We start from the raw sequence: 12,923 nt of genomic DNA, 5'->3' as shown, positions 1-12,923 counted from the left end.
CTTGTGATGGATTGCGATTGTGGACCCGCACCATCGATACCATATTGGCAGCGATGGCAATTCAGATTCGTACATCGCTCGATGAAATCGATACGGCGGCGGACTATGTCCCGCACCGCCCTGCCCGCCCCGACAAGGTCGAAGGCGGCAAAAGATTCGAACTGGTCAGCGACTATGAGCCGGCGGGCGACCAGCCGACCGCGATCAGCGAACTGGTGTCGACCGCCCTCGACGGCGAACGCGACCAGGTGCTGCTCGGCGTCACCGGGTCGGGCAAGACCTTCACCATGGCGAAGGTCATCGAGGAGCTGCAGCGCCCGGCCCTGATCCTCGCGCCGAACAAGATCCTCGCGGCGCAGCTCTATGGCGAGTTCAAGAGCTTCTTTCCGAACAATGCGGTCGAATATTTCGTCAGCTATTACGACTATTACCAGCCCGAGGCCTATGTGCCGCGCTCGGACACCTATATCGAGAAGGAAAGCTCGGTAAACGAGGCGATCGACCGCATGCGCCATTCGGCGACGCGCGCGCTGCTCGAACGCGACGACGTGATCATCGTGGCGTCGGTGTCGTGCCTCTATGGCATCGGCTCGGTCGAGACTTACTCGGCGATGATCTTCGACCTCAAAAAGGGTCAGGTCGCCGACAATCGCGAGATCATCCGCAAGCTCGTCGCGCTCCAGTACAAGCGCAACGATCAGGCCTTTGCGCGCGGCAATTTCCGCGTGCGCGGCGACAGTCTCGAAATCTTCCCCTCGCACTATGAAGACATGGCGTGGCGCGTCAGCTTCTTCGGCGACGAGATCGAAGAGATCACCGAGTTCGACCCGCTGACCGGCAAGAAGATCGCCAGTCTCAATTATGTCCGCATCTATGCGAACAGCCATTATGTGACGCCGGGGCCGACGCTCAAGCAGGCGACCGAGGCGATCCGCCACGAACTCGCCGAACGCCTCAAGGAGCTTGAGGCCGAAGGCCGGCTGCTCGAAGCGCAGCGGCTCGAACAGCGCACCAATTTCGACCTCGAAATGATCGCCGCCACCGGCAGCTGCGCGGGGATCGAGAATTACAGCCGCTTTCTGACCGGCCGCCTGCCCGGCGAGCCGCCGCCGACCTTGTTCGAATATCTCCCCGACAACGCCCTGCTCTTCGTCGACGAGAGCCACCAGACGATCCCGCAGATCGGCGCGATGTCGAAGGGCGATCACCGCCGCAAGATCACGCTGGCCGAATATGGCTTCCGCCTGCCGAGCTGCATCGACAACCGGCCGCTGCGCTTCGCCGAATGGGACGTCATGCGCCCGCAGACGGTCAGCGTCTCGGCGACGCCGGGGACGTGGGAGATGGACCGCACGCAGGGCGTCTTCGCCGAACAGGTGATCCGCCCGACGGGGCTGATCGACCCGCCGGTGATCATCCGCCCGGTCGAGGAACAGGTCGACGATCTGATCATGGAGGCCAAGGCGACGGCGGCGAACGGCTATCGCACCCTCGTCACGACGCTGACCAAGCGCATGGCCGAGGATCTCACCGAATTCCTCCACGAAGCGGGGCTCAAGGTCCGTTACATGCACTCGGACGTCGAGACGCTGGAGCGCATCGAGATCATCCGCGACCTCCGCCTCGGGGTGTTCGACGTGCTCGTCGGGATCAACCTGCTGCGCGAAGGGCTCGACATTCCCGAATGCGGGCTCGTCGCGATCCTCGACGCCGACAAGGAAGGCTTCCTGCGCAGCGAGACGTCGCTGGTGCAGACGATCGGCCGCGCCGCGCGCAACGTCGACGGCCGCGTCATCCTCTACGCCGACCGCATCACCGGCAGCATGGAACGCGCGATGCGCGAGACCGACCGCCGCCGCGAAAAGCAGGAGGCGTATAACGCCGAACATGGCATCACCCCGACGACGATCAAGCGCAACATCGGCGACATCATCGCGCATGTCGCGTCGAAGGATCAGGTGACGATCGACATCGGCGACGACAAGCCGCAGCACATGGTCGGCCACAACCTCCGCGCCTATATCCAGGACCTCGAAAAGAAGATGCGCGACGCCGCCGCCGACCTCGAATTCGAGGAAGCCGGCCGCCTGCGCGACGAGATCCGCCGCCTCGAAGCCGACGAGCTCGGCCTGCCCGCCGACGAACAGGTCGCCCCACGCGTCGGCCGCTCGAACGAAGGCAAGCCGGGAACGCGCAAGGGGCGGTTCGGGAAGCAGAGCAAGACGAAGTGGGGCCGGTAAAAACGGAAGCGAGATTCTGAGCCGCGCCTTTCGATTCCGAGCCGTGCCTTTTCATCGCAAGTTTCGGGATGCGGTGGCCCTGAACCTTCCATAAGCGGTCCGCATGACCCGAGGCTCCATCGACTGGACCGTTGTCGCCACCGCGCTTGACGCGCATGGCTATGCGGTGCTTCCCGACCTGCTTTCCCCCACCGAATGCGATAGCCTTTGCGACGGGTGGGCCAGCGCCGATTACCGAAGCGAGGTGAGCATGGCGCGCCATGGCTTCGGGCGCGGCATATATCGCTATTACGCTTACCCGCTCCCCGAGGTGGTGCAACGATTGCGCGCGAGCCTCTATTCGCCGCTCGCAGGCATTGCCAATCGCTGGTCCGACCGGCTGGGATGGGGCTTGGCTTACCCAAATCATCACGCGGATTATTTGGCGCGCTGTCATCTGAACGGACAGGGTCGTCCGACGCCGTTGATCCTCCGCTATTCGACCGGGGATTGGAACGCCCTGCACCAGGATGTCTACGGTAGCGAAATCTTCCCGTTGCAGGTCGCGATCCTGCTGTCCCGTCCGAAACAGGATTTCAGCGGCGGCGAGTTCATCCTCACCGAACAAAGACCGCGCATGCAATCGCGCGCCGAGGTTGTCCCGCTGGCACGCGGCGACGCCGTAGTCTTTCCGGTGCGCGATCGGCCGGTCGCGGGAACACGCGGTGACTACAGGGTCCAGATGCGCCATGGCGTCAGCCGAATTTTATCCGGCGAACGCTTCACCCTCGGCATCATTTTCCACGACGCTGCCTGACCCGTCCGATCCATCGACCAAGAGGCAGTTATCCTCTACCGGCGACCTTGCTGCGCGCGATACCCGGGCCTAGGGCTCATATCTTGACCGGGGAGACACGCACATGAAATCGGCCGCATCGTTTATCGCAATCTCGCTGGTGTTTGCCGCGCCGGTCGCAACCCGCGCTCAGGACGCACCCGCGGACAACACCAAGGCGGAGAAGGCGGCCGACTACGAACCGCAAGTCCACACGACGAAGCTGTCGGGCACCTTCGGCGGCCAGCGCGTCAACTATGCCGCGACGATCGGCGAGACGATCCTCAAGAACAAGGATGGCGTCGCCGAGGCGGCGATCGTTACCACCGCCTATGTCAGGGAACCGCGCGACCCGAGCCGCCCGGTGACCTTCCTGTTCAACGGCGGTCCGGGGTCGGGGACCGTCTGGCTGATGATGGGGGCGTTCGGGCCGAAGCGTGTCGCGATCCCCAGCGACGCGCGCGACGACGGCGCCCCGCCCTACCCGATCGTCGACAATCCCGACGCGCTGCTCGATGTCACCGATGTCGTCTTCATCGACCCGCCGGGTACCGGCTTTTCGCACCTGATCGGCAAGGCGAACCCCGAGGATTATTACGGCGTCACGCAGGACGCCAAGGCGGTCGCCGAAGTGATCCGCCGCTGGCTCAACGACAATGGCCGCTGGAACAGCCCGAAGTTCCTCGGCGGCGAAAGCTATGGCACGACGCGCTCGGCCGCGGTCGCCAACCAGTTGATGAACGAGACGTACAACGACGTCGCGCTCAACGGCATTATCCTGATTTCGACCGTGCTCGATTTCGCCGCCGGCGCCGACACGCCGGGCAACGAGCTCAGCTATATCACCAACCTGCCCTCGATGGCCGCGACGGCGCAATTCCATGGCAAGGCCGGCGGCGGCGCGTCGGTCGAGGCCTTCGTCGAGGAAGCACGGCAATGGGCGATCGGCCCCTATGCCTCGGCGCTGCTCAAGGGCCAGAAATTGCAGGGCGAGGAACGCGCCGCGATCCGCCGCGACCTCGCGCGCTTTACCGGGCTTTCCGAAACCTATCTCGAAAGCGCCGACCTGCGCGTCACCCCCAACCGCTTCTACAAGGAATTGCTGCGCGACCGCGGGCTGACCGTCGGCCGCCTCGACAGCCGTTACACCGGCAAGGATTATGACAGCGCCGGCGAAGGGCCCGACAACGACCCCAGCTTCTATGGCATCGACGCGAGCTATACCGCCGCGATCAACAGTTGGAGCCGCGATACGCTGGGGTTCAAGACCGACCGCGAATATCAGTCGATCGGCCGCATCGGCGGCCAGTGGGACTGGCGCATCGGCGGTCGCGACAGCAACGCCTACCTCAACGTCGCGCCCTATATCGGGCAGGCGCTGCGCGAGAATTCGGGGCTGCGCGTGTTCGTCGGCCAAGGTTATTATGATTTCGCGACGCCCTTCTTCGCCGCCGAATATGCGCTGTCGCGCACCGGCATTCCGCAGGACCGCGTCGAATATCAATATTATGGCGCGGGCCACATGATGTATATCCGCGACGAGGACCGCCATAAATTGTCGGCCGACATCCGCGCCTTCATTCGCGGACGCTGACGATCGGCGGCCAGCCGATTGCGAGTGGAAACGGCCTTCTCGTCATCGTCACCCCGGACTTGATCCGGGTCCATGACTTCGGCGCTGCCGTGGATCCCGGATCAAGCCCGGGATGACGAAGGTGAGTAAAGCAACGCTCCGCCCCAAGACGGAATCTCTCAGCGCAAAACCCCCGCCGCCGCTTGTTTGCGTGCATAAAAGAGCAGCGCGAGCATGATCACCCAGATGGTGAGAGTCACGTACAGCGCGACATTTTGGAACAATTCCCTGGTCGTATCGCCATTCAGAACGTGCTGATAAAGCGTCGAGCCGGCGAGACCGACGATCGATACGATAAAGGCCGTGACCGCGTGGCGCGACCGCATCAGCAGAAGCAGCGAACCGAGGAACGCCCCAAAACCGCCAAGCGCCCAACAGATATCGGACCATAAAGGCGCGCCGAGAACGAAGCTGCGTTGCGCAGCCGTCAGCGGCGACAGCCAGAATTCATTCTGCAGATTGGTCAGCGTGAAATCGATGGCCGGAAAGGCGTTGATCAGTAGCGATACACCGCCGACGACCCACAGGTGCCACGGCGTTTTCCGAACTTCGTTCATATTCATCTCCCCCTCCAGAAAGATCAGGCGAAGCTATCACGCTTTGCCGCTGCCAGCAACGTGGTGACATAGTCGCGCAATACAGCGATGTTGCGGTCGAAATAGCCGATGTCGCGATAGGTACGCGCCTGCATCACCGCGCCCTCCATCACCGTCAGCACGAACTCGCCGAGCGCCTTCGCGTCGCTGCCGGGCGGCAGGCGATCGGCCGCGGCATCGAAGCAGCCCGCGATCGCCGTCGACCAGTTGGTGAAGTTCGCCGCCATCAGTTCGCGCACCACCGGGTCGGGCTCGTGAATCTCGAGCGCGAGGCTGCCGATCGGGCAGCCATAGGTACAGTCGGTGACGATCAAATGGGTGCGGTAACCGGCGAGCAGCGCGAAAATCTTGTCGATCGGATCGTCGACGCCCTCCCAGTTCGGCGCCAGCAGCATCTCGCCGATGCCGTCACGATACATTTCGAGCACCCCGACGAGCACGTCCTGCTTGCCGGGGAAGAAATGATAGAGGCTGCCCGAGTGGACCTGGCTGCGCGACAATATGTCGGCGATCGAGGTCGAGCCATACCCCTTCTCCCAGAACAGCTCCATCGCGGTCATCAGGATGCGGTGGCGGGTGTCGGCGGCGTTCATCGGCCTGCCCTTCAACCGGCCCGGTCATAGGCGGCGCGCAGCCAGTCCGTGACATCGTCGCCCGCTTCCTCGTCCGCCGCAATCCTGACGCGGTGAGAGACCATCGCATTCCAGCTTCCGGCAAGCTCGAGCTTACCCGCAGGTTCTTCCCCCTTGAGCGCGAGGCCGATATCGAAGCGATCCTTCGTCGACGGCTGGAGCAATGCGAACTGCTTCTTGCGGCGCAGGCTCACATAGCCCTTCTTCGGCGCCTGCTCGACATCGCCGCCGAAGCCCTGCACCAGCCCGACGAGCCGGTCGTAGAGCGGGCGCCAATGCGCGCGCGGTCCGGCAAAGGCGGCTTCGACCAGATCGTCGCCGTCCTGCGACACCGCCGCCGACGCATTGGCCGCGTGGACGATCATGTTCGCATAGCCGTGCCCCAGCCCATGGTCGGATTTCAGATGATTGACCAGCGCCATATGCCCGGCGATCCCGGCAGCGCGCGCGATGGCGACCCATTCGTCGAGCCCCTTGCCCGTCTTGGCGCGCAGATTCTCACCCATCTTTTCGAATTCGTCGGCCATCGCCACCTCCTTCGTTCCGATGAGTTGATTGAACATTCAACCAAGCTAATTGTCAAGCCCCTTGGCAAGCACGCCGCGCCGCGCGATAGGCGCGCCATGTGCGTCGTCGCTCTCGCCCGGCAAGTCCATCGCGACTGGCCGCTGATCCTGATCGGGAACCGCGACGAATTTCACGCGCGTCCCGCCGCGCCGCTCCACGAATGGGACGACGGCAGCGGCATCGTCGCCGGGCGCGACCTGCAGGCGGGCGGCGCCTGGCTGGGGGTGCACCGGCCGAGCGGACGCGTCGTCGTGGTGACCAATGTCCGCGGCGCCATGCCCGATCCCGCAAAGGAGTCACGCGGCGCGCTGGTGACCGACCTGTTGCGCGGCGACGGACGCTTTGCCGATCCAGCGGCCGAAGACCTGCCGCGCTTCAATGCCTTCAACCTGTTCGCCGTCGCCAGTGGCGCGACGCGGCTGCTCACCAACCGGCCGGTGCCGCTGATCATGCCGCTGGATGCTGGCGTGCACGCGCTCGCCAACGAGCCCGTCGACGAGCCCTGCCCGCGCGCCGAGCGGCTGCGTCTGGCGCTGGAAGCCGTTGCCCGCGAGGACGCTGACCCCGAGGGCCTGCTCGATACGCTGACGGCGGAAGGCGACCCCGCTCTGTTCCTGCGCGGCGACCTCTATGGCACCCGCGCTTCGACTCTCGTGCTGATCGCCGCCGACGGCAGCGTTCGCATGACCGAACGCCGATACGAAGCGGGCGGCCGCTCCATCGGAACGACCGCCCTCGAATTTCGCATCGGCTGAGCCGAGGAAGCTTATTTCGGCGCCAGTACCATCAGCATCTGGCGGCCTTCGGTGCGCGGGTGCGCCTCGACCTTCGCGACTTCCGCCGTCATCTCGGCGACGCGCTGGAGCACGTTGAGGCCGAGCTGGGTGTGGCTCATCTCGCGGCCGCGGAAGCGCATCGTCATCTTGACCTTGTCGCCTTCCTCGAGGAAGTCGAACACCTTGCGCATCTTCACGTCGAAATCATGATCGTCGATATTCGGACGCATCTTGATCTCTTTGATTTCCTGCGTCTTCTGGCTCTTGCGCGCGAGGTTCGCCTTTTTCTGGGCTTCGTATTTGAACTTGCCCACGTCGAGGAACTTGCACACCGGCGGATCGGCATTCGGGGACACTTCGACAAGGTCCAGACCGACGGAGGCCGCCTGTTCGATCGCTTCGGCGGTCAGCATGACGCCCAGATTTTCGCCTTCCTCGTCGATCACGCGGACCTTGGGGGAAGCGATGAATTCATTGTATCGCGGGCCATTCTTGGGCGGCATTCGGTCCATCGGGCGGCGAGTCATGGGCGGTGGTATAGCTGTATCTCCTGGTCGTTGTCGGGGCGCGCGGAATCGGCACGAGGCGCGCGCACTGTCCATATAGTGAACGCGCGGCCGTCGTAAAGGCTGCGCCGCAGGGGCGCCCGCCGCTTTTTTACCGCACTGTGGCGGCTATGCCACGCCCCGCAGCATCGAACCGCGCTTCACCATTTCGTCGGCGCAGGGTCGACGACGCGGAAACCCCCGGCCCCCACTTCGCTGACCTCGAGCGCGCGAAGCGCTATGCCGCGGTTGTTGAAGCGGAAAATGCCGTCGATGCCGCCGAACCCGTCCGCGGCGAGCAGCCGGCTTGCCGGGAAGCTCGTCCCCGGTTTCCAGTCGCGCGCGATGCGGACGGTGAGCAGCACCGAGTCATACCCAAGGCTGGCGAGCCGATAAGGCGCCTTGCCGAACCGGGTGCGATATTTGCCCGCGAGCTGGCCATAGAGCCCGTCCGACACGCTGGCGAACCACGCGCCGCGCATCGCGGCATTGCTGCCGAGCGAGGCCTCGGTGTTCCAGAGTTCGGTGCCGAGAATCTGTTTGTTGCCGCTGCTCTTGATCAGCGGCACCGCGCGGATCGCCGTACCGCCGCTGTCGGCGATCAGCACCGCATCCATCGCGCCGCCGCTGGCCAGCCGCCGCGCCGCCCCCGACAGCGCGGTGGCGCTGCGATCATAGCTTTCGACCGCAACCAGCGTCCCGCCGGCTTCGGTCACCGCGGTGCGGAAGGCGGCGGCCGAGCGGTCGCCATAGACATTCTTGGGTACCAGCGCCCCGAAGCGCACATGCCCCTTGCCGCGCGCATAGGCGACGACGCGTTCGACCGACTGGCCGGGGACGAAGCCCATGATGAAGACGCCATTGCCCGCGACGCTGCTGTCGTTCGAGAAGCTGAGCACAGGCACTTTCGCGGCGCGTGCGATCGGCGCCACCGCGGCGACATCTTCGCTGAGCAGCGGGCCGAGGATCAGCTTGTTGCCGTCGGCGACCGCCTGCCGTGCCGCCGCTGCAGCGCCGAGCGCGGTGTCATAGGTGGTGATGCGGACCTTTTCGGTGCGCGAATCGAGCAGCGCCATCGTCGTCGCATTGGCGATCGCGGTGCCGACGTCGGCATTGGGGCCGGTCTCGGGGACCAGCAGCGCGACACGGTGACGATCGGTGTCGGTCGGCAGGCCGGGGCCGATGTCGTCGGCCGGGCGGTCGGGCGGCGGCGGGGTCGCCGGACCATTGGATTTGGGCACGACCTGACACGCCGCGAGCAGCCCTGCCATCGCCAGCGTACCCATCGTGCGCAGCATTTTTCGCCGCGATGCCGCATTGGCTTGGCGCTCGATTGCAGTTTCTGCCATTTTCGGCGTCATGCCGGATTCGACCATCTCAGATTCTCCCTTGCCCGGACTCTATATCGTGGCGACGCCCATCGGCAACCTCGGCGACATCGGCACGCGGGCGGCGGCGACCCTCGCCGCCGCCGACGTGATCGCGGCCGAGGATACGCGCGTGACCGCGAAGCTTCTCGCCCATCTGGGTTTGCGTGTGCCGATGACCCCCTATCATGATCATAGCGACGAACGCACCCGCGCCGCGCTGGTTGCGCGGATGGGGCAGGAAGTTGTCATTTTGGTGTCGGACGCCGGCACCCCGCTGATTTCGGACCCGGGCTACAAGCTCGTCCGCGACGCGCGGGCGGCGGGGCGCCATGTCACCACCCTGCCCGGCCCCTGCGCCGCGATCGCCGCGATCACCCTGTCGGGCCTGCCGAGCGACCGCTTCCTGTTCGCGGGCTTCCTGCCGAACAAGGCGAAGGCGCGCGCCGATACGCTCGCCGAATTTGCCGCGCTTCGCGCTACGCTGGTCTTCTACGAAAGCGGGCCGCGCCTCGCCGCGTCGCTCGCCGCAATGGCCGAAGGGCTCGGTGACCGCGAGGCCGCCGTCGCGCGCGAGATCAGCAAGCTCTACGAGCAATGCGTCACCGGGACGCTGACCGAGCTCGCCGCGCGCTATGCCGACGCGCCGCCAAAGGGCGAGATCGTCGTCGTCGTCGGGCCGCCGGGCGAACAGGCGGCCGAGGAAGCCGACGAAGCGACGCTCGACGCCGCGCTCGTCGAAGCAATGGCCGACAGGCCTGTCGCGCAAGCGGCAAAGGCGGTCGCGAAACGTTTCGGGCTCGACCGGCACGAAGTTTATGCCCGCGCGCTGGCGCTTCGGGAGCAGGCTTGAACCGCGCCGCCGCCGAAGCGCGCGGCCGCAAGGCCGAACGCCGCGCCGCATGGTGGCTGCGGCTGCATGGCTGGCGCATCGTCGGCGAACGGCTGCGCGTTCCGGTGGGCGAGGTCGACCTTGTCGCACGGCGCGGGCGCATCCTTGCCTTCATCGAGGTGAAGTGGCGCGACCGCGCCGAAGATCTCGATTTCGCGATCGACGAATATCGCCTGCGCCGCGTCGCCGCGGCCGCCGAAATCCTCCGCCATCGCCTCGCCCGACCCGATGATGACATACGGATCGATGTGATGCTGCTTGCGCCGAAGCGATTGCCTCGCCATTTGGTCCACGTCTGGCAACCCTGAGGAACGATCAATGACCCTGCGCGCAGCCGTACAAATGGACCCGATGGCCGGCATCAACATCAATGGCGACAGCAGTTTCCACCTGATCCTGAAAGCGCTCGAGCGCGGGTACGAACTCTATCACTACGACGTCCGCGGGTTGACGTGGGAGGCCGGGCGGCTGACCACCAAAGCGCACCGCATCGTCGAGGCAAAGCGCGAGGCCGGCGATCACTATAGTTTCGGCGACCCGGTCACGCTCGACCTCGGCCGCGACATCGATGTCGTGCTGATGCGGCAGGACCCGCCCTTCGATCTCGGTTACCTCACCGGCACCTGGCTGCTCGAACGCATCGCGCACGAGACACTCGTCGTCAACGACCCGGTATCGGTGCGCAACGCGCCCGAAAAAGTCTTCGTGCTCGACTTTCCAGAGTTCATGCCGCCGACGATGGTCACGCGCGATCTCGACGCGGTGAAGGATTTTCAGGCGCGCCACGGCGCGGTTGTGGTCAAGCCGCTGCACGGCAACGGCGGCAAGGCGGTGTTCCGCATCGACGCCGATGGCAGCAATCTCGGCGCGCTCGTCGAACTGTTCGGCCAGGTGTGGCCCGAACCCTTCATGGTCCAGCAATTCCTGCCGAGCGTCAGCAAGGGCGACAAACGCATCGTCCTCGTCGACGGCGAGGTCGCGGGCGCGATCAACCGCAAACCCGGCGAGGGCGAGTTCCGGTCGAACCTCGCGGTCGGCGGCTATGCCGAGGCCGCCGAACTGACCCCGCGCGAGCAGGAAATCTGCGACGTGCTGGGACCGCGCCTCAAGGAACGTGGACTGGTTTTCGTCGGCATCGACGTGATCGGTGGCGAATGGCTGACCGAAATCAATGTCACCTCACCGACGGGGATCGTCGCGATCGACCGTTTCAACAATAGCGATACCGCGGGAATGATCTGGGACGCGATCCTGCGACGGATCGGCTGACGCGTCCGGCGCGTTGGGCAATTCATGACCAGCTTCATTCTCGATCTGATCCAGGGCTGGGGATATGTGGGGATTTTCATCCTCATGTTCCTCGAAAACGTTTTTCCGCCGATTCCGTCGGAAGTGATCATGGGGCTCGGCGGCATCGCCGTTTCGCAGGGACGCTTCGATTTCTGGACCCTCGTCGCGGTCGCGGTCGCGGGCACGACCGCCGGAAACTGGGTCTGGTACGGGATCGGGCGCTGGATCGGCTACGAACGGCTGAAACCCTTCATCGACCGTCACGGCCGCTGGCTGACGCTCGACTGGGACGAGGTCGAGCGACTGCACGCCTTCTTCCTGAAATATGGCCCCGCGATCATCTTTTTCGCGCGTTTCATGCCCGTCGCCCGCACGATGGTGTCGCTGCCCGCCGGCATGGTGAAGATGAATCAGGCCAAGTTCCTGCTGTGGACCGCCGCCGGATCGACGATCTGGATCAGCGCGCTCGCCGGGGCGGGCAACTGGTTCGGCAAGCAGTTCGCCAATCTCGACGCCTTTATCGGCCCGCTGGCGCTGATCGCGATCGGATCGCTGGTGCTGATCTATATCTGGCGGATCATCAACTGGAAGCCGAAGGCGCGCGGCGACTAGGATCAGGCGCGCGGATGCGCGCTGCGATAGATGTCGAGCAGATGCGCCGCATCGACCGCGGTATAGACCTGCGTCGAGGCTAGGCTCGCATGGCCGAGCAGTTCCTGCAGGCTGCGAAGATCCGCTCCCCCCGCCAGCAGATGGGTGGCGAAGCTGTGGCGCAGCGCGTGCGGCGTCGTGCGTTCGGGCAGCCCCAGCGCGCGGCGCGCGGCGCGGACGCTGGCCCGCACCACGCCGGGCTGGAGCGGTCCGCCACGCGCGCCGAGGAACAGCGCGCCATCCTTGCCGATCGGCCACGGGCAGGCCGCGACATAGCGCGCCACCGCGCCCGCCACCGCGGGCAGGATCGGCACGATCCGCGTCTTGTTCCGTTTGCCGGTGACACGCAGCGTATCGCCCAGCGGCAGCGCCGCGCCGGTCAACGCCAGCGCTTCGCCGATCCGCAGCCCCGTGCCGTAAAGCAGCAGCAGCAGCGCGAAATCGCGCGCGCCGGTCCAGCCTTGCCGGGCGTTATCCTCGACATCCTGGGCGAGTGCGAGCGCTTCGGCCGGGGCGACCGGGCGCGGCAGGCCTTTTTTGACCCGCGGGCCGCGCAGTTGGGGCACCGAGGCCTGTGAACCGCCGGTAAAGCGCAGGAAGCCGCGCAGCGCCGACAATTCGCGCGCCGCCGAGCTGTTGCCCAGCCCCTCTGCCCGCCGTTCCGCGAGATAGGCGCGCAAATCGTTCGCGGTCAGCGATTTCAGCAGCCGCGCATCGACCGCGCCGCCGCGATGCACGGCAAGAAAGGCGCAGAACCGCTCGGCCGTCGCGATATAGGCGCGGCGGGTATGCTCCGACCGGCGCTTTTCATGCGCCAGATGGGCATCCCAATCGCGGATCAAATCTTGCCCCAAACCATATCCTCATTCCCGTTCGCATCGAGCGACGTCGAGATGCCCTTCGGCGGCGCGCAAGGTCGA

Annotated in this window: 14 protein-coding genes; 8 read left to right on the top strand and 6 right to left on the bottom strand. The window is 65.3% G+C overall.

The window, feature by feature from the left end; genetic code table 11:
• The first annotated feature begins 53 nt into the window (after nt 1–53).
• The 3 genes from uvrB to LH19_RS04970 all read left to right on the top strand — a co-directional run bounded on the left by uvrB (nt 54) and on the right by LH19_RS04970 (nt 4,648).
• Nucleotides 54–2,240 carry an excinuclease ABC subunit UvrB gene (gene uvrB / locus LH19_RS04980; protein WP_054725351.1) on the top strand — a complete coding sequence of 729 codons (2,187 nt, stop codon included), beginning with the start codon at nt 54–56 and terminating at the stop codon, nt 2,238–2,240.
• A 103-nt stretch (nt 2,241–2,343) separates the two neighbouring features.
• Nucleotides 2,344–3,036 carry a 2OG-Fe(II) oxygenase gene (locus LH19_RS04975; RefSeq protein WP_054725347.1) on the top strand — a complete coding sequence of 231 codons (693 nt, stop codon included), beginning with the start codon at nt 2,344–2,346 and terminating at the stop codon, nt 3,034–3,036.
• A gap of 103 nt (nt 3,037–3,139) precedes the next feature.
• Entirely contained in the window at nt 3,140–4,648 is a 1,509-nt protein-coding gene (locus tag LH19_RS04970; RefSeq protein ID WP_054725344.1) for a S10 family peptidase, read from the top strand.
• Between the two features lie 158 nt (nt 4,649–4,806).
• Here LH19_RS04970 and LH19_RS04965 read toward each other — a convergent pair whose 3' ends face one another.
• Genes LH19_RS04965 through LH19_RS04955 form a run of 3 tightly spaced genes read right to left on the bottom strand, consistent with a single transcriptional unit; the run spans nt 4,807 to nt 6,442 of the window.
• The gene (locus LH19_RS04965) at nt 4,807–5,244 is read right to left on the bottom strand and encodes a hypothetical protein (RefSeq protein WP_054733030.1); all 438 of its coding nucleotides are present in this window, start codon (nt 5,242–5,244) and stop codon (nt 4,807–4,809) included.
• A 23-nt stretch (nt 5,245–5,267) separates the two neighbouring features.
• The gene (locus LH19_RS04960) at nt 5,268–5,876 is read right to left on the bottom strand and encodes a TetR/AcrR family transcriptional regulator (protein ID WP_054725342.1); all 609 of its coding nucleotides are present in this window, start codon (nt 5,874–5,876) and stop codon (nt 5,268–5,270) included.
• Nucleotides 5,877–5,887: 11 nt separating this feature from the next.
• Nucleotides 5,888–6,442, bottom strand: a complete 555-nt coding sequence (locus tag LH19_RS04955; RefSeq protein WP_054733028.1) for a DUF4287 domain-containing protein — start codon at nt 6,440–6,442, stop codon at nt 5,888–5,890.
• Between the two features lie 96 nt (nt 6,443–6,538).
• Here LH19_RS04955 and LH19_RS04950 point away from each other — a divergent pair, with 96 nt between their 5' ends.
• Nucleotides 6,539–7,237, top strand: a complete 699-nt coding sequence (locus tag LH19_RS04950) for an NRDE family protein (RefSeq protein ID WP_054725339.1) — start codon at nt 6,539–6,541, stop codon at nt 7,235–7,237.
• An 11-nt stretch (nt 7,238–7,248) separates the two neighbouring features.
• On the opposite strand, the gene infC is transcribed toward LH19_RS04950, so the two are convergent.
• Both infC and LH19_RS04940 read right to left on the bottom strand, forming a co-directional pair.
• Entirely contained in the window at nt 7,249–7,785 is a 537-nt protein-coding gene (gene infC / locus LH19_RS04945) for a translation initiation factor IF-3 (RefSeq protein ID WP_054588572.1), read from the bottom strand.
• A 179-nt stretch (nt 7,786–7,964) separates the two neighbouring features.
• Nucleotides 7,965–9,101 carry a penicillin-binding protein activator gene (locus LH19_RS04940; protein ID WP_201258461.1) on the bottom strand — a complete coding sequence of 379 codons (1,137 nt, stop codon included), beginning with the start codon at nt 9,099–9,101 and terminating at the stop codon, nt 7,965–7,967.
• 61 nt (nt 9,102–9,162) lie between these two features.
• On the opposite strand from LH19_RS04940, the gene rsmI reads away from it, so the two are divergent.
• The 4 genes from rsmI to LH19_RS04920 are packed head-to-tail and all read left to right on the top strand — an operon-like array spanning nt 9,163 to nt 11,964.
• A complete protein-coding gene (gene rsmI, locus LH19_RS04935) occupies nt 9,163–10,023 on the top strand; it encodes a 16S rRNA (cytidine(1402)-2'-O)-methyltransferase (RefSeq protein WP_054725337.1) in 861 nt (286 codons plus the stop codon).
• Nucleotides 10,020–10,370 (top strand): YraN family protein, encoded by a 351-nt coding sequence (locus LH19_RS04930; RefSeq protein WP_054588574.1) that lies wholly within the window; start codon nt 10,020–10,022, stop codon nt 10,368–10,370. Before rsmI ends, LH19_RS04930 begins: the two co-directional genes overlap by 4 nt.
• 10 nt (nt 10,371–10,380) lie before the next feature.
• Complete coding sequence (gene gshB, locus LH19_RS04925; RefSeq protein WP_054725334.1) at nt 10,381–11,331, top strand: glutathione synthase; 951 nt, start codon at nt 10,381–10,383, stop codon at nt 11,329–11,331.
• Between the two features lie 24 nt (nt 11,332–11,355).
• Nucleotides 11,356–11,964 carry a DedA family protein gene (locus LH19_RS04920; RefSeq protein ID WP_054725331.1) on the top strand — a complete coding sequence of 203 codons (609 nt, stop codon included), beginning with the start codon at nt 11,356–11,358 and terminating at the stop codon, nt 11,962–11,964.
• A 2-nt stretch (nt 11,965–11,966) separates the two neighbouring features.
• Here the strand turns inward: LH19_RS04920 and LH19_RS04915 are convergent, their stop codons facing one another.
• Nucleotides 11,967–12,857: a tyrosine recombinase XerC gene (locus LH19_RS04915; RefSeq protein WP_054725328.1), complete on the bottom strand. Its 891-nt coding sequence runs from the start codon at nt 12,855–12,857 to the stop codon at nt 11,967–11,969.
• Nucleotides 12,858–12,923: the final 66 nt, after the last annotated feature.

The sequence above is a fragment of the Sphingopyxis macrogoltabida genome (genome assembly GCF_001314325.1).
Taxonomy (GTDB): domain Bacteria; phylum Pseudomonadota; class Alphaproteobacteria; order Sphingomonadales; family Sphingomonadaceae; genus Sphingopyxis; species Sphingopyxis macrogoltabida.
This window is presented reverse-complemented; position numbering and strand designations above follow the sequence as displayed.